Source organism: Pusillimonas sp., assembly GCF_044464525.1.
Lineage (GTDB): Bacteria > Pseudomonadota > Gammaproteobacteria > Burkholderiales > Burkholderiaceae_B > Pusillimonas.
The window spans coordinates 1-21,411 of record NZ_JBIQLE010000011.1; the positions used below are offsets into that span (position 1 = coordinate 1).

Below are 21,411 nucleotides of genomic sequence, written 5' to 3' on the forward strand. Positions count from 1 at the left end.
CGCGACGCGCCGGCCTTTAAGGGCCGCGACGAACTCGGAGGGGCGGTGCAGGCGCGCCGCCGGACTAAGCGTGGCACGCATATGCGGGCTCGGCGGCTTTCGGCTTGAAAGCCGGCGACGGGCTTAGACGGCCAGACGCTTGCGACCCTTGGCGCGACGGGCATTGATTACGGCGCGGCCGCCGCGGGACTTCATGCGCACGAGAAAGCCATGGGTGCGCTTGCGGCGGGTAACGGAAGGTTGGAAAGTGCGTTTCATGGTGTGTACCGGAACGAAATTGGGGTGTTTGGGGGGTGTGAGCCTAAAGCGGCAACCTTAAAAGACGAGCATCTTGAAGCGTTCGTTTTGAAGGCAAGAGCTTCGGCCTGCCTAAGAGTTTTGCTTTGGAAGTTTTCTTCTTTAAAGCAAATAGCTCAATGACGGCAACGGCAATCAAAAATTGCAAAAGCCCATCATTTCAACAGATTGTGGGTTTTTAGTCAAATAATAGCGTACCCGCCGGGGTGTCCAAGTTGTCCCGCCTTGTGGATAACTTGGCCTCCAACAGGGTAGAATCGAGGTTTACTCAAGTGGTGGACATGAAAGAATTTTGGCAGACTTGCGTTCAGCGTCTGGAGCAAGACCTACCTCCTCAGCAAATTAGTGCATGGATACGCCCCCTGGTTCCGCTGGCGTTCGACGAAACGCAGGCGGTCTTGCGCGTGTCTGCGCCCAATCGCTTCAAGCTTGACTGGGTGCGCAAGAATTTCTCTCATCAGATCGAAACCCTGGCCAGCGAGTGGTACGAACGCCCCGTCCAGGTGGCGTTCGAGCTGGCGGCCGCCAGCGCCGCATCGATCCGTCCCTCGGGGCAGGTTCCAGCGCCTCCGCCGCCGGCTGCCGACGCAAACTCCACGCAAACCACTGAAAACTCTGCGCCGCAACAAGCGGCGGCCGCCGAGGTCATTCATGACCGCTCGCGCCTGAATACCGAATTGCGCTTCGATAATTTCGTAACGGGCAAGGCAAACCAGTTGGCGCGTGCCGCTGCCCTTCAGGTGGCGGAAAACCCGGGCGTTTCATATAACCCGCTGTTCTTGTATGGCGGCGTGGGCCTGGGCAAGACTCACCTGATCCATGCCATTGGCAATGCCCTGCTGCAAAGCGGCAAGGGCACTCGCGTGCGCTACGTCCATGCTGACCAATACGTGTCCGATGTTGTCAAAGCCTACCAACGTAAGGCTTTCGACGAATTCAAGCGCTATTATCATTCGCTCGACCTGCTTCTTATTGACGATATCCAGTTTTTCGCGGGCAAGAACCGCACCCAGGAAGAGTTTTTCTATGCGTTCGAAGCCATGGTGGCTCAGCGCAAGCAGATCATCATCACTTCGGACACCTATCCCAAAGAGCTGTCCAACATCGACAGCCGGCTCATTTCCCGCTTTGATTCCGGCCTGACCGTGGCCATTGAGCCGCCCGAGCTGGAAATGAGGGTGGCCATTTTGCTGCGCAAGGCCGAGGCCGAGGGCGTCACCATGCCCGAAGAGGTGGCGTTTTTCATCGCCAAGCATCTGCGAAGCAACGTACGCGAGCTCGAGGGGGCATTGCGCAAGGTTTCGGCTTACGCAAGGTTCCACGGGCGCGAGGTGCTTACGGTCGAGGTGTGCAAAGACGCCCTCAAAGACCTGCTTTCGGTGTCAAACGGCCAGATCACGGTCGAGAACATCCAGAAGACGGTGGCAGATTTTTATAAGATCAAGGTGGCCGACATGTATTCGAAACGTCGGCCGGCCAATATTGCACTACCCAGGCAGATCGCCATGTACCTGGCCAAAGAACTTACGCAAAAAAGCCTGCCCGAGATAGGCGACTTGTTTGGCGGGCGCGATCACACCACGGTGTTGCATGCCGTGCGCAAGATATCCGATTTGCGTTCCAAGCAGTCAGAACTTAATCACGCATTACACGTATTAGAACAAACCTTAAAAGGATAACCATGCAACTCATACAAACGACTCGCGATGCCTTGTTGAAACCGTTGTCCACGGTGGCGGGAATAGTCGAAAGAAGAAATACGTTGCCCATTCTAGCCAATATCCTGTTACGCAAGCAGGGCCAAGACCTTGCATTTATTGCCACCGATCTTGAAGTGCAAATTACAACGCATGCGCAGTTCGGCCTTGGCGATGCCAGCGAATCGACCACGGTTGCAGCCCGCAAGCTGCTGGATATTTTGCGCGCGCTGCCCGACTCGGGCGAAGTGAAAGTGGCACTTGCCTCGGGCAAGCTTACGGTGCAATCGGGCAAAAGCCGCTTCGCCCTGCAAACACTGGCGTCTGACGACTTCCCCACCTTGGCGCAGCCCGAAAAATGGGATGTTTCGTTCTCGTTGCCGCAAAAAACACTCAAGCACTTGTTCAACATGGTGCACTTTGCCATGGCGCAACAAGATATTCGCTATTACCTGAACGGCTTGCTGTTCGTATTCGAGCCGGGCTGGGTGCGTGCCGTGGCTACCGACGGCCATCGCCTGGCTCATAGCGGCACCGAGGTAGAAGGCATCGAAAGCAGGCATGACGTGATCGTGCCGCGCAAAACTGTTCTTGAGATGCAGCGTCTCTTGGGCGATAACGACGACCTCGTCGACATCGACGTGGCGCCGGGCCAGATTCGTTTCCGCTTTGGCGATGTCGAGCTGGTGTCCAAATTGGTTGAAGGCAAGTTTCCCGATTTCACCCGCGTCATCCCTACCAACTACACGCGGCATTTCCTGGTCAATCGCGAAATTCTGCAAGGCAGCCTGCAGCGTGCGGCAATTCTTACAACTGATAAGCTAAAGGGCGTGAGAATCCAGCTTTCAGACAACCAGCTTAAAATAACCTCATCCAACGCCGAACAAGAAGAGGCGCTGGAAGAAATCGACATCGACTACAGCCACGAGCCGCTGGATGTCGGTTTCAACGTCAGCTATTTGCTCGATGTTCTCGCAAACGTCAAGACCGAAATGGTCAGGTGGTCGGTACAGCCCGACGTCAACGCGTCCGCGCTTATCACCTCCCCCGATGACGATCAATTCAAGTATGTCGTCATGCCGATGCGCATCTGATTTTTCCGATGCCCGTTGGTAGGCCGGCGGCCTTTTGCCGCGCGGTCATTCGCCGTAAGGCGCATTTAAGGTTCTAAATTCAGTTATGTCAGATCAAACCACGATTGCCAGTGAAGCAGGCTACGGCGCCGATTCCATCAAGATGCTCAAAGGCCTGGAAGCTGTCCGCAAGCGTCCGGGCATGTACATCGGCGACACATCCGATGGAACGGGTCTTCATCATATGGTTTTCGAGGTGGTCGACAACGCCATTGACGAAGCGCTGGCCGGCTACTGCGACGACATTGTCGTTACCATCCATGCTGATAACAGTATCTCGGTAACCGATAACGGCCGGGGCATTCCCACCGATATTCACAAAGACGACGAGGAAGGGCGCAGCGCCGCCGAGATCGTAATGACCGAGCTGCATGCCGGCGGAAAGTTCGACCACAACTCGTACAAGGTATCGGGCGGTTTGCACGGCGTGGGCGTGTCTTGCGTGAATGCCTTGTCGGCATGGCTGCGCCTTACCATCTGGCGCAAGGGCAATACCCACGAAATAGAGTTTCGCCAGGGCGAGCGTGTCGAGCCCCTGCATGTCACCGGCACGGCCGATCAGCAGGGTACCCGGGTGCATTTCCTGGCTGACGACACTATTTTTGAAAACATCGAGTACCACTACGATATCTTGGCCAAGCGGCTGCGCGAGCTGTCTTTCTTGAACAACGGCGTCAAGATCCGGCTCGTCGACGAGCGCCAGGGCAAAGAAGAAGACTTCGCCTTCCTGGGCGGGGTCAAGGGTTTCGTTGAGTACATCAATCGAGCCAAGACGGTGTTGCATCCCAATGTGTTTGCGGTAAGCACCGAATCTACGGTGGCCGACGCCACCATTGGTGTTGACGTTGCCATGCAATGGAACGATAGCTACACCGAAACCGTGCTGTGCTTCACCAACAATATTCCGCAGCGCGACGGCGGCACCCACCTTACCGGCTTGCGGGCCGCCATGACCCGCATCCTGAACAAGTACATTGCCGATAACGAGATGGCCAAGAAAGCCAGGGTCGACACCACCGGCGACGACATGCGCGAGGGCCTGGCCTGCGTGCTTTCGGTGAAAGTGCCCGAGCCCAAGTTCAGCAGCCAAACTAAAGACAAGCTGGTTTCCAGCGAAGTGCGTCCGGCAGTCGAAGAAGCTGTGTCGCGTACGTTGGAAACCTGGTTGCTTGAAAACCCCAACGATGCCAAGGCCCTGTGCAACAAGATCATCGAGGCCGCCCGCGCCCGTGATGCCGCGCGCAAAGCCCGCGAAATGACTCGCCGCAAAAGCGTGCTCGAAGGGGCGGGCCTGCCAGGGAAGCTGGCCGATTGCCAAGAGAAGGACCCCGCCAAAAGCGAAATCTACATTGTTGAGGGTGACTCGGCCGGAGGTTCCGCCAAGCAAGGCCGCGACCGTAAGTTCCAGGCCATTCTGCCGCTGCGCGGAAAGGTGCTGAACGTGGAAAAAGCGCGCTTTGACAGGCTGATCGCCAGCGAGGCCATCACCACCCTGATCACCGCGCTCGGTACCGGCATCGGCCCTGATTTCAACATCGAAAAGCTGCGTTACCACCGCATCATCATCATGACCGACGCCGACGTCGACGGCGCACACATTCGTACCTTGCTGCTTACCCTGCTGTATCGCCAGATGCCCGAACTTATCGACGGCGGCTATGTATATATTGCCCAGCCGCCGCTCTACAAGGTAAAGGTTGGCCGAGACGAGCGCTACCTGAAGGACGACCAGGAAGAAGCCCAGTACATGATGCAAGTGGCCCTGAAAGATGCCGAACTGATCCCCAGCAAGGGCGCCAACCCAATCAGCGGCGATGCGTTGGGCGAATTGGCGCGCCACTACATCATGGCTGATGCGGTCATCAATCGTTTGACCAGGCAGATGGACGTTGACTCGCTCTCGGCTATTGCCGAAGGCGTCGAGCTTGACCTTAGCAGCGCCGAAAGCGCTGCCGATTCCGCTCGCCGGCTGCAAGCCGCCATCGAAGACCCCGCCATGCCCGATGTGAAGGTCGAGGTCGAGGCTAACGAAGACGACACGGCGTGGCGATTGGTCGTCAAGCGCATGCATCACGGCAACGTGCGCGTTACCATCTTCGACCGCGTATTCGTGCTGGGCGCCGACTACGCCATACTGGTCAAGGCCGGCAAGACATTCTCTGGCCTTATCGGCGAAGGCGGCGTCATTGCTCGTGGCGAAGGCGACAAGCGCAAGCAAAAGCCCATCGGCGACTTCCGCGAAGCCATGCAGTTCCTGCGCGCCGAAGCAGAGCGCAGCGTCAGCAAGCAGCGCTACAAAGGCCTGGGCGAAATGAACCCCTCACAGCTGTGGGAAACCACCATGGACCCCAGCGTACGCCGCTTGTTGCGTGTGCAGATAGAAGACGCCATTGCTGCGGATGAAGTATTCACAACCCTGATGGGAGATAACGTCGAGCCCAGACGCGCGTTTATTGAAAAACATGCGCTGCAGGCGGGGAATATTGATACTTGATTTTTGTCGGCTTCGGAAATAGGCGGCCAGTTTTACGGGATAAGCAGGGCAGTGCTGGGTCGGCGACCATTTGCTTGGGCCGATCGCCGGCAGTGCCGGCAGCAGTTTAGTAAGCCCTGTTCCTGGTAATAGCCCAACCAGGAACAAGCGGTGGCAGCCTGTGCCTCATGGCTAACCGGCCAATTTATCGGCTGCGTCCTGTAGTCCGTTGAGGATACTGTCGGCGATATGTTCGGGAAATTTATCGGGCAGCAGTGCGCGGACCGTGCGTATTACTTCCGGGGTCTGTGCCGCTATCTCGTCGAGTACCGCCTCGGTGCCGCGGCCATCCGCAGTCACGACGCCATGCTCTGTGCCCACAGCCAGCCAATGCCGACGCACAATGTCCCGCATGGCCCAGTGCGCGTTTTTTGAGCGCACCGCCATTGCCATCTTCGCCTTGAATGGAGATAACTGGTTCACGCCTGTACCGATGACCGGGTAGGCAGAGAGCACGTCGTACAGCGGAGTGAGTTCATAGGTTCCGCCAGGGCGCAGGAAAATGCTGAAGTTCTTCGCATGGCCGTCGGTGGCTCGAAGCATCCAGAAGAGGACTTGGGCCTGGAAGAACGTACGCCGGTCATGGTCAGCGTCTCGGGAGGTGGCCAGCAGTTTCATGATGGTATGCATTCCGGGTCCTCCGTCGGACTCGTACTTCAGGTGCGGCGGGGTTCCGGTTGCCTGGCACATGTCTTCCTGAGGTAGCCGGAGAAGCCATCTCTTGCCTTCTTCGTTCTCCCACCACGTGCGGTCGAAGCGCTCGATGGAAAGCACCTTCATATCCTCGAACTGCAGGACTTGCGTGCTCGCCACTGGCAGACCGTATGCGTGCAGAATCTGGGAACACAGCCATTCATTTTCGACCGACCCGCTCATATCGAATCTGAGGTTGCCGACCGGGCCTAGTGGTAGTTTGAATATATGCGTGGTTGGCGTCGAGCCATGTGGCACACACCACTGGCCATTGAGCCACAACAGGGCTGTCTTTTCTTGTGCACCTGCGATGGAAATCCGAAAGTCGACATCTGCACTGCCTTGGCTGACTAGCGATGCCGGTGTCAGGGTGTTGCGCAATACTTTGGCCACCTGGGCGTCGTTCAGCGGCGTTGCCTTCACTTCTTGGACGCCCTCGGGTGGAACGTTGTCAGGAAGTATCTGCAGTGCCCCCACGCAATCTCGTCCAACCTCTGCCAGCAACGCGAACGCCTCCGTCGAGCCCGCTTGAAACCGGCGCGCGACACGTTCGCGGATATCTTGGCTGTCTGGGAGCAGATTCTCGAAGTAGGCACGTACGGCATTGCCACGATGCGGCTGGTTGCCCGGTGTAAAAGGCAGTGACAGGGACAGCGGCCGGCCTTGTCCGGAAGCCGCCCAGCCGCTGTCGTACTGCAATGTGTCGCCAACGTGGGGCCGCACGCTCCAGGTGCCGACGAAAGCGCCGTTCATCCAGAGATACAAGGCCTGAGTGTGAGAGCGTCGACCCATGGCTTACCAATTCGGACCAGTTGGCGGCTTTGGTGCTGGTGAGCCGCGGCCCTGGCGCAGCACCAGTTCCACACCCAAGATGCTTAAAAGCGCCAGGAGTCGGTCCGCACTGACTTTTTCTGCGTTGCGCTCCAAGGCGGAGAGCGTCTGTTGCGTGATGCCCAGGCGCATCGCCACAGCGGATTGGGTCAACCCAGCTTGCTTGCGAAACGCTTGGAGCAGTACCGGAAGCTGTTCTGCGGTGCGAATAGTAAAGTCTGGCATACAAACCTTGTGCTGTATTTTCACTATACAAATTATAATTTGTAAAACGAAAATACTCAACACACTATGTACATCAGAAATACAAATATCCATCGGACGGTGGCGCATGAGGTGTAAACCGTATTCGGTGTGCCGCCGAGGGCAGGTTACGGCCATGTTGTCTCAGTTGGGACGAGACTCTGGTGTCACCGACCTGATCGCGATGGGCGGCGCTTGAAGCTGTGCTCGCTGGCACATGGCTACACGGTTAACTCACGAACGACTCGGCAAGGGTTGCCTGCTGCGAAGACGCCGGCTGGAACATCGCGTGTCACCACACTGCCCGCGCCAATCACGGTGTCAGACCCTATGTTTACACCCGGCAAAATAATGGCGCCCCCGCCCACCCATACATCCGAGCCTATGCATACAGGTTTGCCGTACTCGGCTTGCCGACGCTCTTGGGCATTCATGGGATGCATGGCGGTATAGATTTGCACCGCAGGACCAAGCAGCGTGAAGTGGCCGATATCTACCCTGCACACATCCAGAATGACGCAATTGAAATTGAAGAAGACCCGCTCGCCCAGATGGATGTTGAAGCCGTAATCGCAGTAGAACGGCGTTTGCACAATGGCAGAGCCGGCGCCTGCGGCGAGCAGCTCGCAAAGCACTTCCTGGCGCGCTTGGTCGTTATCGCCCGCGGCATCAAGGGCCCGACACAAGTTTCGTGCACGTATGCGGGCGGCGGTCAGCTCTTTGTCCAGTGGATGGTAGAGCTCTCCTGCGATCATTTTTTGTCGTTCGGACTTCATCGTAAGCTCCTGGGGCCGTTACCCTATAGCAATTATGAAGCCTGATGTGACAAAGGACAGGCTGGTTCACGGTTGCCCCGCCCGGTTTCTTAGAACTTATACGTAGCGCTGGCCACTACCGACCGGCGCGCGCCATACCAGCAGTCGCCACGCTCCAGGCATGTCGATACGTATACCTTGTCGAACAGGTTGTTGGCGTTCAAGGCCAGGCGCCAGTGTTTTGTGTCGTATGCCAGCATGGCGTCGACGAGGGTCAGGCTGGGCACTTCGGGGCCGCTGCCATCGCGAAAGCTGCTGAACCAGCGTACGCCCGCACCCACCGAGAACCCGGGCATGTCGTTCAGGGCGAAGCGGTATTTGCCCCATGCCGAGGCTTGATGCCTGGGCTGTCCTTCCAACTGGTCATCCACGTCCAGATAGTTGTAGTTGACGATCAGGTCCAGGTCATTGGCCACGGAGGTCTTCAATTCCAGTTCCACCCCCCGGTTGCGGGTCTCGCCTGCTTGAGTGTTTTGCAAGGGGTTGTTGGGGTCGGCGATGAGGCGGTTCTCTTCGCGCAATGTATATACCGAGACATTAGCCAGGGTAGACCGGTCGGGTGATTCGTATTTAAGTCCGGCTTCCCATTGTTTGCCTCGCAAAGGCACGAAGGCGTTGCCGGCGGCATCGCGGCCCAGCTCGGGAGTGAACGATTCGCTGTAGCTGACGTATGGCGATACGCCGATAGGGAAGGCGTACAGCAGGCCGAAGCGCTTGCTGATGGCCTTGCTGTCATGACTGGCCGAACCGTCCACCCTGTTCTTGGACTGATCGCGACGCAGGCCCGCTACGAAGATCCAGTTGTCCAGGCTCATCTGGTCCTGGATGTAAACGCCCATGTCGCGCTGGCGCATGGTGGGGCTGCCAAAGAAGGCGGGCGGCGTATAGTTGGGATACACCGGGTTGTAGGCGTCTATCAGCGGTACGGTTGCCGGGTCTTCATAGGCGGTGGATTCTTCGTGCTTGGCGTGGGTGAACTCGGCGCCGATGAGCAGGTCGTGCCGTAGAGGGCCGGTGTCGAACTTTCCGTGCAGGTGCTGGTCCGCCTGAGCCATGCGTACGGTGGTGTCCGAGCCCCAGGCGTAGCGTCCGATCAGGCGTTTGTTGATGGGGTCTGCAGCCCAGCCCCCCGGCAGCGAGAACGAATCTCCGTACAAGCTGCGATAGTCCACGTGGTTGTATGACCAGCGCGCATTCTGCCGCACCGTCCAGTTGTCATTGAGTTCGTGTTCGAAGGCCCAGCCGATCGAGCGGCGGCTGGAGTCGTACCGGTCCCAGTCAGGGTCACCGATGAAAGTACGGGTATCGATCTGGCCGTTGGGGTTGTCCAGCAAGGTTCCTTCCCACGGAAAGAATTGGGCGGTGGACCCCGATTTATCGTCTTGCCAAAGCGCCATCAGCGTTAAGGACGTGCGATCCGAAGGCTGCCAGGTAAACGACGGGGCGAACACCAGGCGGTCGTCTCGCACATGGTCGACCATGGTGTCCGACTTGCGTCCAAGCGCCACCACGCGGTAAAGCCAGCGTCCGTCTTCATCCAAAGCGCCTGTCAGGTCAGCCTGGATCTGGCGGCGGTTGTGCGAACCGTACTGGATGCCGACCTCTCGCGAGGTTTCCGCCTGCGGACGTTTGGACACCATATTCACCACGCCCGCCGTGCTGCCCTGGCCATACAGCATCGAGGATGGGCCGCGCAGCACCTCGATGCGTTCCAGGGTGTAGGGCTCGGTTCGCGTGGTGCTGGTGTAGTACTGGTAGTTGGTGCGAAGACCATCAAGATAGGTGGTGGGCGTTGCCCCGCGCACGGCGAAGTTGTCTGAACGTGAATCAAGCCCGTAGGCGTCCGACCTTACCCCAGCCGCGTAGTTCAGGGCGTCTTGCAGCCCTTGGGCGCCTTGATCACGGATCTGATCTGCTGTAATCACAGTAACGGACTGTGGTGTTTCGATCAGGGGCGTGTCTGTCTTGGATGCGCTGAGCGCCGACGTGGCGGTATAGCCTTCAACCGGGTCCAGGGCGCCGCCGCTATTCCTGACGGTGATGGGGCTTAACGTTTGGGTTGCGGCGGGCGATGAAGTGGCGGTTTGAGCGATAGCTGGTGCGCAGCTTAGCGAGGCGGCCAGAAAACCGGTCGACGCCAATGCTGCGGCCGCCCGGGCTGCGGGCCGGCCCGACAATGAATGGGGCATTGCGTACTCCGTGGTGTGTGCTGCGATAAATAGAGTTGTATGCCGATGAGCTACGAGGGCGACTTCTTGCGAGGACGCAGCCAGTAGCCGATACCGGCGCCCAGCGGAATCGCCAGACAGAGCCACGAGGCCCAGTGCCAGATTCCGGTGCCCAGCAAGGCGGACAGCAGCCCGACGCAGGTGAGCACGATCAGGGCGATGGGCACGCCCCAAATTCTTGTTATTGGGTATTTGCGCAGTGTCATGAGCCGGCTCCGGTCGAACTGCCTTCCATGGGCTCTGAAACAGAGTTGGCATGCGCGGCTTTGGCCAGCGCGGCCTCCGGCGGGTGCCGTCGTGCTTGCATGAGATGGGCGACGCGGGCGTCAGTGGCTTTGCGGCGCGCAAACCACAGGTACAGGCCGCTGACCAGCACCACGATGGTCAAAAGATCCAGCAAGGCCCATAGTATTTTCAGGGGCAGCCCGCCGTAGTCGCCGAAATGCAGGGGCTGCGACAATGCCAGCACGGTCAGATACCACGGCGGCTTGGCCACCGCCGTTACCTCGGCTGTGGCGGCATCGACGAGCACCGGGATGATCAGATGAGAAGTAAAGGGCGTGGCGCCGTGTGTCCACACCATATAGTGATGCGGCGTGGCAAACTGGTTTCCGGGATGGCTGAAGCTGATGATGCGGTGGTTGGGTACAGCCTGGGCTGCGGCCCGCAGCGCTGCATCGGCAGAGGCCAGTTGCTGTGTTGGCTGCGTGTCACGGTAGGCGGCCGTCAGTTCGACCACGTCGGTGCTTTGCCACAGGGCGAACAGAGGGCGCGACAGTTCATTGATGATGCCGGTCAGGCCCACCACCATCATCCATCCAAGTAGAACAATGCCCAGCAGGTTGTGTACGTCAAGCCACTTCAGCCGGCGAGATCGGTCTTTGCGCACCGTACCGAAATCAAGCTTCTTCATGAATGGACCGTACAGAACGACGCCCGAGACCAGGGCTATGACGAACAGCAACCCCATGAGGCCCAGGAAAAGCTGGCCGGGCAAGCCAGTGAACCAGTCGACATGAAGGGCCAGCATGAACCCCATGAAGCTGAACTGTTCTTCTTGCACTGTCGGCGCGTCGTGCAGCAGCTCGCCGGTGTGAGCATCGAAACGCATGTAGTGCGTGAGCTTGGGGTCGCCCGCGTGCGACGGAGACATGCCGATATAGACGGCAGGGTGATGGTCATCGAAGTAGACATATTCAACAACCTCGTTCGGGTATTGCGCCCGGGCCGACGCCATGAGTTGATCGACCGGGGCTCTGGGCGCGCCTTCCTCAACGACAGCGTACGGCTTGCCCTCTTCGAGCCAGTGTTCGATTTCTTCATGGAAGACCAGTGGCAGGCCGGTAATGCAAATTACCAGCAAAAACAGCGTGCAGACGAGACTTGTCCATTTATGCCACCAGTACCAGGTTTTAAGCGATGCTGCGGCCGTCATTGTCGGAACCTCGATTCCAAAGGACGATAAAGGCTAGATAATAATGCAAACTATTATCGTTCGTACAGCTATTTCTGATCCGAAAAGTAAGAAAATTCTGCGCCACGCGCCGACGCGCCTTGCCCCCGTAAGGTCAGGCCTGTTAGCATTACCCGCACAGGCGCTATGTAACAGCGCCTGTTTTTATTTTTCTTTTAATGACAACAGCGAGGGGAGGTTTTTGGCGGTGTGTAATCTCAGGAAGGGGCGTAGTGGCTTCATATTTGCGGCATTGTGGCTGGCCGTGTCATGCGCATGGGCGGATACAGTGGTCTTGACCAACGGCGACAAGCTTACCGGTGACGTGCTGCTGATGGACAGCGGTACGCTTGTTCTAAGCACTGACTACGCGGGCGAAATCCGCATCGCCTGGGACAAGGTTGCACAGCTTCAAACAGACGATCCGATGCTTATGCGCGCAAAAGGCCTGCCTTCGGGGTATGAGGCGCGATTAGCCTCCACCGGCCAGCTCGGAAATACCGCCGCCTTGCAGCCGACGGTCGGAACTGAGGTAGCGGCCGCCCCTGGCGAGGTGGCGCTGGCCGATATTGAACGCCTTGTGCGCCCACACGCACACGTATTCATGCGTGACTGGAGCTTCGACGGCGGCGTCGACCTTGCCCTGAATGCTACCCACGCGTCGAGCAGTAACCAGAACTGGAGCGCGGCGGCGCACGCCACGGCTCGGCGGGACTGGTGGCGCCACGGACTGAAGTTCGACTTCGCGCGCAAGACTCAGGACAGCGTGGTGGGCACCTATAACTACAACGCGGCGTATATGGTCGACCGTTTCGTGTCTGAAAAGCTTTTTCTGCGGGGGCGCTTGCGCTACGGTCGCGACCAGATGGCCAACCCCGCCCACCAGGTCGTGTTTGCCGCCGGCCCGGGTTATCAGTTCTGGGACGATGAACTGGGCGCGTTTTCGATGACGACTTTCTTGACGCACACGCGCTACAAATACCACGACGATACACGTGACAACTTCCAGGCGGCGGGTCTGGGCTGGAACTTCACGCGCTATCTGGCCGGCAAGCAATGGCAGGTGTTTACCACGGGCGAATTCAGCCGGCCCTTCAAGGACGGATCAAACTACAACCTGGAGGCCGAGCTTGGCTTGCGCTATAGCGTCACCCAGTGGATGTCGCTGTACGCCAAGGCGGGATACAACCGCATTACCATGTCGGGGAAAGACTCCACCAACGAAAGAAAATACTCGGTGGGCCTGGGCGTGCATTGGTAGCCGGCCTGCCCGCGGGCGGCGACACGGTCAGGCATTGTGCAGCGTGCAGTGCGACCGCATGACTTCGAGTAGCGACTGGACGAAATCGGATTCCGTTTCGGCCCGGGCGCGGCCTTTGAGGTTGATCTGGAAGTAGTTCATGGGAACAACGGGGTCTTCCATCAGGGCGACTTCGACATTGAGGCGCCGCGCGGCAGAGACGACAAACGAAGGCAGGATGGTGCTGCCGAAGCCCGCTTCGACCATCGCAAGTATGGTCGGAATATTGTTGAACGTGGGGCGTTGCTCATTACCGCGTGAAATCTTGGCCAAATGGCTGTCGACAAGCTGTTGTACGGGATTGTCGAGCGGCAGCCCGATCAGTGGTCGGTCGGCCAGCTCGGACCAGGGCAGCTTCCGCACGCGGGAAAGCGGCGATGCAGAGGGGCGCGCTGGCGCCGAAATGCACACCATGTCGCACTGGAAGATTTGCCGGCGCTGTATGCCGGACGAAGGCTTCACGAACATGCCGAAACCCACATCCACTTCCCCGGACTCCACCAGCCCCTGGATCATCCCGCGTTCGACATCGACGATTCGAACGGTCACATCGGGGTGCTTCTTGCTGAAAATGGCTTGGGCCTGTGGCACCACGCTGGCGGAGATAAGGGGGGTAATGGCGACAGATAAGGTGCTTTTTGCCAGAGAAGACAACTGCCCGATAGTGGAAGCCGCGGTTTCCAAGGACGAAATGGCCTGGTGCGCAGCGTCGACCAGTTGCTTCCCGGACGGCGTAAGCGACATGGTTCGCGTCGTGCGGTCGAACAGGCGGCATTCGAATTGTTTTTCGATGTCTTGAACCATCAGGCTTAGTCCCTGTTGCGTAATGTGCAGATTTTCAGCGGCGCGGGTGAAGCTTTTCAGGCGGGCGATCTCCACAAGCGCCTTCAGTTGACGTAGCGAAATATTCATTAGCTCTGCTTTTAAATTTATTTGATAAACATGTTTTACTTGAAGTGCGCCTGCATGTCTAATACTCGATAACTTGATTTGGATCATCAGAGGCGGGCTTTAAATGGCTGATTCGCAGGCTATCGAACGTATCGTGATCGTCGGCGCGGGCCTGGGCGGCTTGACCGCGGCGCTAGCCCTTTTGCAACGGGGCTTTCGCGTGACCGTCCTTGAGCAGTCCGCCGAACTTGGAGAAGTGGGGGCGGGCATTCAACTCAGCGCCAACGCTACCCGCGTACTGAGCTTGTTGGGCATGGATGACGTTGTTGCAATGCTGGGTGCTGAAACCACCGGCAAGGTCATTCGCCATTGGAGCACCGGCCGCACGTGGGACATCTACGACCTGGCCAGTGATTCGCGCAAGAAGTACGGCCATCCTTTCTGCATGTTCCATCGCGCAGACCTGCATATCGCTTTGGAACAGCGTGTACGCCAGCTCGATCCCGCCGCTATTCGCCTGGCCAGTCGCTGCGTGTCCGTGGATACCTCGGGCGCCCGTCCGGCCGCCGTACTGGAAAACGGCGAAAGGGTGGAGGGCGATCTGGTGGTGGGCTCCGACGGCGTGCATTCGCGTATTCGCGCGGCGATCATCGGGCCGGACAGCGCGCGCTTCTCGGGTTGCTACGCTTGGCGCGGAGTCATCCCAACCGAACGCCTGCCCGCGCACCTGCGCCTGCCTCTCGGAACCAACTGGATCGGCCCGGGTCGACACGTCGTCCAGTATCCGCTGCGTCGGGGCGAACTGACCAATTTTGTGGGCATCGTCGAGGGGCTTGACTGGCAAGTCGAATCTTGGACCCAGCAAGGGTCGTTAAAAGACTGTCTGGCAAACTTCGAAGGCTGGCATGAAGACGTTCAGTTGATGATCCGTGCCATAGACACGCATTTCAAGTGGGCCCTGATGGTGCGCGAGCCCATCCAACGCTGGTCCGTAGGGCGAGTGACGATGCTGGGAGACGCGGCGCATCCTACCTTGCCTTTCCTGGGCCAGGGCGCGGCCATGGCACTGGAAGACGGTTATGTGCTGGCCCGCGCGCTGGTCCGGCATCGCGACGATGCCGACCGCGCCCTGGCCGCGTACGAAGCCGCGCGTGTGGAGCGCACGGTTCGCGTAGTGCGCGGCTCGAACGAAAACGCGGCGCGCTTCCACAATCCGAAACTGGCAGCCCCCGAAAGCGCCGAAAAATACATTGAAAATGAATGGTCGCCCGATAAAGTGCGGCAACGCTATCAATGGCTGTTTGAGTATAAAGTGGACGAAGTCGATATCGGCTTGAAGGAAGCGCATTCCGGCGAATCTTCAGGGTGAAGGAACGACATCCTGGCACCCCATGACATAAATAAAAAAAGATTTTTGCAACGCCCTACTGGAGACAAGACAATGAAGGCTAGTGAAGAAGGCGCTTACGTTGAAGAGGGCGCCGGCTATACCCCCGGCGTCCCCGTGCAAGTAGCGAGAATGCACGAGCTTGGCGGGCCGCTGCGCATCGACGAACTGCCCGCGCCAGCCCCCGGCCCCGCCGACGTGATCGTGGCCGTCAAGGCATGCAACGTCGTTCCGAATCTTCGGAATGTCCTGACGCACTGGCCCGAATGGCATCCGCGGATGCCCCTGCCCAAGTTGCCCGCGTCCTTCGGGCTGGATGCGGCCGGAGTCGTGGTGGCGGTCGGTGGCGATGTCCATGCGTTCGAGCCGGGCCAGCGCGTTTATGTCAATCCGGCGTCGGGTTGCGGCAGTTGCCGGCACTGCCGCAGCGGTGAAATCGTGAACTGCGACAGCTTCACCTACCGGGGCTACTTTGGGCGCGGGCCGGCATCGCAAAAAATCTTCGAGCGCTACCCATTTGGTGGGCTGTCTGAATACATGGTGGCGCCGCAGTCCTCTTTGGTCACTATTCCCGACACCCTGCATTACGAGGAAGCCGCCCGATTCGGCTATCTGGGTACGGGCTACAGCGCCTTGCGCAAGGCTGATCTGCGGCCGGGTTGCACTGTGCTGATCAATGGCATCAGTGGCGCTCTGGGCGTCAATACCGCCATGATGGCGCTTGCGATGGGAGCCGCCAAAATCTTGGGAACCGGACGCCGGCAACAGCCGCTTGAGCGGGTCAAGGCGATGGCGCCGGATCGGATCGAAGTCCTGTCCGTCAATGGCACTGCTTCCATTCGAGACTGGGCTCATGCCCTGACCGATGGCTACGGCGTCGACGTCGTCGTCGATGCCCTGCCTCCCAAGGCGCCCGCCGAGTCGACGATCGCAGCCATGCGGGCAATGCGCACCGGGGGACGAACCGTGCTGCCCGGCGGTATGGCAGAGGCGATCACGCTCGACCCTTTTTGGGGCCTGGCGACAAACGCCTATCTGATCGGTTCGCGTTGGTTCTCGGTGGCCGAAGGGCAGGAAATGGCTTCGATGACGGCGGGGCGAACGCTCGACCTTACGAGGCTGGAACACCGGCGCTTCAGCCTGAAGGACGTCAACGAGGCGGTGGAGGCCGCCGCATCGTCAGACAGCGGATTCACCAACGTGGTGGTAATGCCTGCCGCAGATTAAGCCCGCGCATTGCGGAGCCCATAACATTGGAGACGAGACATGAGTAAAAAAATCACTATTGCCCTGGCGGCGCTGCTGATGTGCATGGGAGGTGCCGCCCATGCCGAAAAATCCTACGGGCCCGGCGTTACCGATACGGAAATCAAGATCGGCCAGACCAACCCGTACAGTGGGCCGGTTTCGGCGGCGTCCGTAAACGGGAAAATGATGACCGCCTACTTCAATATGGTGAATAGCCAGGGCGGGATCAACGGAAGAAAGGTCAATCTCATAACCTTGGACGACGAGCTGAGCCCGCCGCGAACGGTCGAGCATCACCGCAGGCTGGTGGAGCGCGATAGCGTCCTGGCCATTGTTGGCACACTGGGCACGCCCACCAATGCCGCCGTCCAGAAGTATCTGAACCAGAAGAAAGTGCCCAGCCTGCTGTTGATTACCGGCGCCAAGAGGTTCATTGATCCGGAAACTTCGCCGTACTCGATGGGTTATTACCCCAGTTACGAGATTGAAGCATCGAAATATGCCGAGTATCTGCTTGAGCACAAGCCCGACGCCAAGGTGGGTGTGCTGTACCAGAATGACGATCTCGGCAAGGACTTCCTCGGCGCGTTCAAGAAGCGGCTTGGCGCGGCGGCCGACAAGATGATCGTGCGCGAGGCGTCGTACGAGATCTCCACCCCCAGCATCGATTCCCAGATCATCGCGCTCAAGGGTGCCGGGGCGGATACGCTGTTAAATATAACGACGCAGAAGTTTGGCGCCCAGGCCATAAAGAAAGTACACGACCTGGGGTGGGAGCCGTTGCATTTCATCAGTTTCATCGCCAGCTCGAAGGGCGCCGTGCTCACTCCCGCGGGCCTGGATATTTCCACCGGACTCGTCACCGCCTCGGTGGTAAAGGACCCTGATAACGATAGCGGCTCGGACAAGGACGTCGAGCAGTATCGCGCGTTCATGGCCAAGTGGTATCCCGACGGCGACCCGGCCGACACGAACACTGTGTGGGCGTATACCGCCGCCCAGCTCGCGGCCATCATACTCGAGCGCTGCGGCGACAACCTGACACGCGAGAACCTGATGAAGGTGGCCACCTCGCTGAAGGACGTCAGGCTGGCCATGCTGATGGACGGGGTAACAGTCAACACCTCGCCGACCGACTATCTTGCGGTCAACGAGGCGCGGCTTCAGCGCTTTGACGGCAAGGCCTGGGTACCCTTCGAGGGCCGTGCCGAGTGAGCCGGGCGCCGCAACAAGAGCGTGCATCCACCGTCCGGGGCGACAAGCTTCTGGTGGTGGACGGCGTCACGGTGCGGTTCGGAGGCATCACCGCGCTTGACGGCGTTTCATTCGACATGGACCGCAACTCGGTGCTTGGCTTGATCGGGCCGAACGGGGCGGGCAAGACCTCGCTGTTCAATTGCGTCTCACGTTTGTACGCCTATTCGCAGGGATCGATCATCTTCGACGGGCACAGGCTTGAAGATCATTCCAGACACCGGATGGCTTACTTGGGCATCGGCCGAACGTTTCAGAACCTGGCGCTCTTCAACAGCATGTCCGTCCTGGACAATATCAAGGTGGGACAGCATCGTTGCTCGGGCAAGGGCTTTCTTGCCAATGCGCTCAGGCTGCCCGGTGTTGCCGCCGAAGAAGCCCAAGTGCATCGCAAGGCATGCGAACTGATCGATTTCCTTGAGCTTGGCGGGGTTTCGGCCCGGTTGGTGGGCGAACTGCCCTTTGGCACCCGCAAGCGGGTCGAGCTGGGGCGCGCCCTGGCAAGCGAGCCGTCGTTGTTGCTGCTCGATGAGCCGGCGGCGGGCCTTAATCATGAAGAGGTCGAAGACCTGGGCAAGCTCATCAGCCAGATACGCTCAAGCCTGAAGACGGGAATCCTGCTGGTGGAACATCACATGAGTCTCGTGATGAGCGTGTCCGACAAAGTGGTCGCCCTGAACTTCGGCCAGAAGATCGCCGAGGGGTCGCCCGCTGAAGTACAACGCGATCGCAGCGTCATAGAGTCTTACCTTGGGAGCTCTGAATAGCCATGACAGACTTGTTGGAGGTAGATGGCCTGTGCGCATCCTATGGCGGCAACCAAGTGCTGCACAGCCTGAGTTTGCGCGTTGGCCAGGGGGCCATCGTGGCGCTGCTTGGCGCGAATGGCGCCGGCAAGACCACGGCCTTGCGGGCCATCTGCCGCACGATCGATACTTCGGGCCAGATGCGCTTTGCCGGCCGGGATATAAGCCGCATGTCCACAGAGAACATCGTGCGACTGGGTATCGGCCATGTTCCCGACGGCCGGGGCACTTTCCTGGGGCTGACAGCCGAAGAGAATCTTCAGCTTGGCGGTTATGTGCGCAAGGACAAGGCGCAGGTCGCCGTGGATCGCGAGCGGGTATACGAGTATTTTCCCCGCCTGAAAGAGCGCCGCAAGCAGCAGGCCGGAACGCTATCCGGGGGCGAGCAGCAGATGCTTGCCATCGGAAGGGCATTGATGCTGGGCCCCAAGCTGCTGCTGCTGGATGAGCCCTCGTTCGGCCTGGCGCCCATGATCGTCAAGGAAATCTTCGAAATCATGTGCCTGATCAGGGAAAAAGAGCATGTAAGTATCTTGCTGGTAGAGCAGAATGCGTCCATTGCCCTCGAAGTGGCCGATCAGGCTTATTTGATTGAAACAGGCCGTCTCGTGCTGTCCGGCACGGCGTCTGAAATCAAGAGCGACGATGCGGTCCGTCGTTCTTACCTCGGCCAATAGCGGCCACGCCCCGGAGCAAAGCAATGGAAGCTTTCTTGAACCAGATAATTTCCGGCCTGTTCAGCGGCGCAATATACGCTGCGCTGGCACTGGCACTGGTCATGATCTTCAAGTCCACGGGCCGCATCAACTTCGCCCAGGGCGAAATGGCCATGTTCACAACCTATCTGGCCTGGCTGCTCATCGACGCGGGCATGCCCTACTGGTTTGCCTTCTTCGTCACCATCGCATTGGCATTCCTGCTGGGCGTTGCGATCGAGCGCGCGGTAATCCGGCCGCTGCAGCATGCGCCGGCGCTTGCGATGGTGGTCGTCTCGATAGGCTTGCTGGTCATATTCAACAGCGTGGCGGGCTGGATCTTCACCTACACCATCAAGACGTTTCCCAGCCCGTTTCCCACATCACCGCCTTTTGGCCTGACGCTTATTTCGTGGCACGAATTGGGCAGCATTGCCGTGATACTGCTTGTCGTCGGGATGCTGTTCGCCTTTTTTCGGTATACGGCCTTGGGTCTGGCCATGCGCGCAGCTGCCCAGAATGCGCCGTCCAGCCGGCTGGTGGGCATACGGGTGGGCTGGATGCTGGCGCTGGGCTGGGGCCTGGCCGCCGCGATCGGCGCGGTAGCCGGCCTGCTGGTTGCGCCCAAAGTGTTTCTCGACCCATACATGATGTCGGGTGTGCTTGTCTATGCATTTGCAGCCGCGTTGCTGGGTGGCATAGACAGCCCCGGCGGCGCCATTGTGGGCGGATTCGTCGTGGGCCTGCTCGAGAACTTGCTGGGCGCCTACCTGATCGGCGATGAGCTGAAACTGACGCTTGCGCTGGTCGTGATCGTAGGTGTCCTGCTTTTGAAACCGGCCGGCTTCTTCGGCCAAGTTATCGTAAAAAGGGTTTGAACCGTGATGCGCACAAACCTCAAAAACATTGGCGAGGGCCGAAGGCTTGGCCTGGGCGTGGCCATCCTCCTCATCTGTGCCTTTCCCCTACTGCTTAGCGACTATCGTCTGTTTCAGGCGACGATGGTCCTGATCTATGCGATAGCCATACTGGGCCTCAACCTGCTCACAGGCTATACCGGTCAGATATCGCTGGGGCATGGCGCCTTCTTCGCCGTGGGCGCATACACCACCGCAGTACTGATGGACCAGTTCCAATTCGCCTACTGGCTCACGATCCCCGTTGCCGCCGTGCTGTGCCTGGTAGTCGGGTTTCTGTTCGGATTGCCCGTCCTCAGGCTGGAGGGGCACTATCTTGCTTTGGCAACCTTCGCACTGGGCGTGGCGCTGCCGCAGCTTCTGAAGCATGACAGCCTCGAGGCATGGACGGGTGGCGTGCAGGGAATAGTGTTGTCCAAGCCCGAGCCGCCCATCGAGTCGCTGCTGGGCATGGCTCTTACCGCCGACCGGTGGCTGTACCTGCTTACCCTGGCCATCGCCGCATGCCTGTTCATAACCGCCTGGAATCTTCTCAGGGGCCGGGTCGGCCGGGCTTTGATTGCCATTCGGGATCAGCCCGTGGCTGCCGTTTCCATGGGTGTGGACATTGCCTTGTTCAAAAGCCTGGCGTTTGGGGTCAGTGCATTCTATACCGGGCTGGCCGGCTCATTGAGCGCCATCGTGGTGGCTTTCGTGGCGCCCGACAGCTTTACCATCTTTCTTTCGCTGTCGTTGATGGTGGGTGTGGTCGTTGGCGGCCTGGCGTCGATTTCCGGCGCGGTATACGGCGCGCTGTTCTTGCAGTTCGTACCCAACCTGGCCGGCGGCATCTCAACGGCCGCGCCCTGGGCGATTTACGGTGTATTGCTGATCGTCTTCATGTTTGTCGTGCCAGGCGGCGTGGCGGCGGCCGTTCGCGCCGCCGCTAGGCGACTCTGCCATAACTAAAAGCTATGCCTAGGTAACTTGTGCGGCACTTGTCGCCGATGT

General features: G+C 59.1%; 19 protein-coding genes and 1 pseudogene. 11 read left to right on the forward strand and 9 right to left on the reverse strand.

Translation table 11 applies throughout. The features are described 5' to 3' along the window. Both rnpA and rpmH read right to left on the reverse strand, forming a co-directional pair. Positions 1 to 81: pseudogene (gene rnpA, locus ACIY1O_RS07905) on the reverse strand (ribonuclease P protein component); the annotation flags it as partial. A 42-nt stretch (positions 82 to 123) separates the two neighbouring features. Further along, a complete protein-coding gene (rpmH, locus tag ACIY1O_RS07910) occupies positions 124 to 258 on the reverse strand; it encodes a 50S ribosomal protein L34 (RefSeq protein WP_397474549.1) in 135 nt (44 codons plus the stop codon). 320 nt (positions 259 to 578) lie between these two features. Here rpmH and dnaA point away from each other — a divergent pair, with 320 nt between their 5' ends. From dnaA to gyrB, 3 genes are all read left to right on the forward strand, one after another. Continuing rightward, on the forward strand, positions 579 to 1,976 hold the full coding sequence (dnaA, locus tag ACIY1O_RS07915) for a chromosomal replication initiator protein DnaA (protein WP_397474550.1): 1,398 nt from the start codon (positions 579 to 581) through the stop codon (positions 1,974 to 1,976). A gap of 2 nt (positions 1,977 to 1,978) precedes the next feature. Continuing rightward, the gene (gene dnaN / locus ACIY1O_RS07920; RefSeq protein WP_397474551.1) at positions 1,979 to 3,088 is read left to right on the forward strand and encodes a DNA polymerase III subunit beta; all 1,110 of its coding nucleotides are present in this window, start codon (positions 1,979 to 1,981) and stop codon (positions 3,086 to 3,088) included. Between the two features lie 85 nt (positions 3,089 to 3,173). Further along, positions 3,174 to 5,621, forward strand: a complete 2,448-nt coding sequence (gene gyrB, locus ACIY1O_RS07925; protein ID WP_397474552.1) for a DNA topoisomerase (ATP-hydrolyzing) subunit B — start codon at positions 3,174 to 3,176, stop codon at positions 5,619 to 5,621. 171 nt (positions 5,622 to 5,792) lie between these two features. Here gyrB and ACIY1O_RS07930 read toward each other — a convergent pair whose 3' ends face one another. The 6 genes from ACIY1O_RS07930 to ACIY1O_RS07955 form a co-directional block, all read right to left on the reverse strand. Continuing rightward, positions 5,793 to 7,145, reverse strand: a complete 1,353-nt coding sequence (locus ACIY1O_RS07930) for a type II toxin-antitoxin system HipA family toxin (RefSeq protein ID WP_397474553.1) — start codon at positions 7,143 to 7,145, stop codon at positions 5,793 to 5,795. Between the two features lie 3 nt (positions 7,146 to 7,148). Continuing rightward, entirely contained in the window at positions 7,149 to 7,409 is a 261-nt protein-coding gene (locus ACIY1O_RS07935) for a helix-turn-helix domain-containing protein (RefSeq protein WP_397474636.1), read from the reverse strand. Positions 7,410 to 7,648: 239 nt separating this feature from the next. Next, a complete protein-coding gene (locus ACIY1O_RS07940) occupies positions 7,649 to 8,203 on the reverse strand; it encodes a sugar O-acetyltransferase (protein WP_397474554.1) in 555 nt (184 codons plus the stop codon). Between the two features lie 89 nt (positions 8,204 to 8,292). After that, entirely contained in the window at positions 8,293 to 10,431 is a 2,139-nt protein-coding gene (locus ACIY1O_RS07945) for a TonB-dependent siderophore receptor (RefSeq protein WP_397474555.1), read from the reverse strand. A 50-nt stretch (positions 10,432 to 10,481) separates the two neighbouring features. Continuing rightward, complete coding sequence (locus ACIY1O_RS07950) at positions 10,482 to 10,676, reverse strand: hypothetical protein (protein WP_397474556.1); 195 nt, start codon at positions 10,674 to 10,676, stop codon at positions 10,482 to 10,484. Further along, positions 10,673 to 11,905, reverse strand: coding sequence for a PepSY-associated TM helix domain-containing protein (locus ACIY1O_RS07955; RefSeq protein WP_397474557.1), 1,233 nt, complete (start codon positions 11,903 to 11,905; stop codon positions 10,673 to 10,675). The genes ACIY1O_RS07950 and ACIY1O_RS07955 overlap by 4 nt, the downstream gene beginning before the upstream one ends. A gap of 313 nt (positions 11,906 to 12,218) precedes the next feature. Here ACIY1O_RS07955 and ACIY1O_RS07960 point away from each other — a divergent pair, with 313 nt between their 5' ends. After that, positions 12,219 to 13,184: a DUF481 domain-containing protein gene (locus tag ACIY1O_RS07960; RefSeq protein ID WP_397474558.1), complete on the forward strand. Its 966-nt coding sequence runs from the start codon at positions 12,219 to 12,221 to the stop codon at positions 13,182 to 13,184. A 27-nt stretch (positions 13,185 to 13,211) separates the two neighbouring features. Here ACIY1O_RS07960 and ACIY1O_RS07965 read toward each other — a convergent pair whose 3' ends face one another. Beyond that, positions 13,212 to 14,135, reverse strand: a complete 924-nt coding sequence (locus ACIY1O_RS07965; protein ID WP_397474559.1) for a LysR family transcriptional regulator — start codon at positions 14,133 to 14,135, stop codon at positions 13,212 to 13,214. Between the two features lie 103 nt (positions 14,136 to 14,238). Here ACIY1O_RS07965 and ACIY1O_RS07970 point away from each other — a divergent pair, with 103 nt between their 5' ends. The 7 genes from ACIY1O_RS07970 to ACIY1O_RS08000 all read left to right on the forward strand — a co-directional run bounded on the left by ACIY1O_RS07970 (position 14,239) and on the right by ACIY1O_RS08000 (position 21,369). Beyond that, positions 14,239 to 15,483 (forward strand): FAD-dependent monooxygenase, encoded by a 1,245-nt coding sequence (locus ACIY1O_RS07970; protein ID WP_397474560.1) that lies wholly within the window; start codon positions 14,239 to 14,241, stop codon positions 15,481 to 15,483. Between the two features lie 72 nt (positions 15,484 to 15,555). Further along, positions 15,556 to 16,728 (forward strand): alcohol dehydrogenase catalytic domain-containing protein, encoded by a 1,173-nt coding sequence (locus ACIY1O_RS07975; protein ID WP_397474561.1) that lies wholly within the window; start codon positions 15,556 to 15,558, stop codon positions 16,726 to 16,728. Positions 16,729 to 16,767: 39 nt separating this feature from the next. Next, on the forward strand, positions 16,768 to 17,964 hold the full coding sequence (locus tag ACIY1O_RS07980; RefSeq protein ID WP_397474562.1) for an ABC transporter substrate-binding protein: 1,197 nt from the start codon (positions 16,768 to 16,770) through the stop codon (positions 17,962 to 17,964). Then, on the forward strand, positions 17,961 to 18,770 hold the full coding sequence (locus ACIY1O_RS07985) for an ABC transporter ATP-binding protein (RefSeq protein ID WP_397474563.1): 810 nt from the start codon (positions 17,961 to 17,963) through the stop codon (positions 18,768 to 18,770). Before ACIY1O_RS07980 ends, ACIY1O_RS07985 begins: the two co-directional genes overlap by 4 nt. 2 nt (positions 18,771 to 18,772) lie before the next feature. Continuing rightward, a complete protein-coding gene (locus ACIY1O_RS07990; RefSeq protein ID WP_397474564.1) occupies positions 18,773 to 19,486 on the forward strand; it encodes an ABC transporter ATP-binding protein in 714 nt (237 codons plus the stop codon). Between the two features lie 23 nt (positions 19,487 to 19,509). Beyond that, positions 19,510 to 20,382, forward strand: a complete 873-nt coding sequence (locus ACIY1O_RS07995; RefSeq protein ID WP_397474565.1) for a branched-chain amino acid ABC transporter permease — start codon at positions 19,510 to 19,512, stop codon at positions 20,380 to 20,382. 6 nt (positions 20,383 to 20,388) lie between these two features. Continuing rightward, positions 20,389 to 21,369 (forward strand): branched-chain amino acid ABC transporter permease, encoded by a 981-nt coding sequence (locus ACIY1O_RS08000; protein ID WP_397474637.1) that lies wholly within the window; start codon positions 20,389 to 20,391, stop codon positions 21,367 to 21,369. Positions 21,370 to 21,411 lie beyond the last annotated feature (42 nt).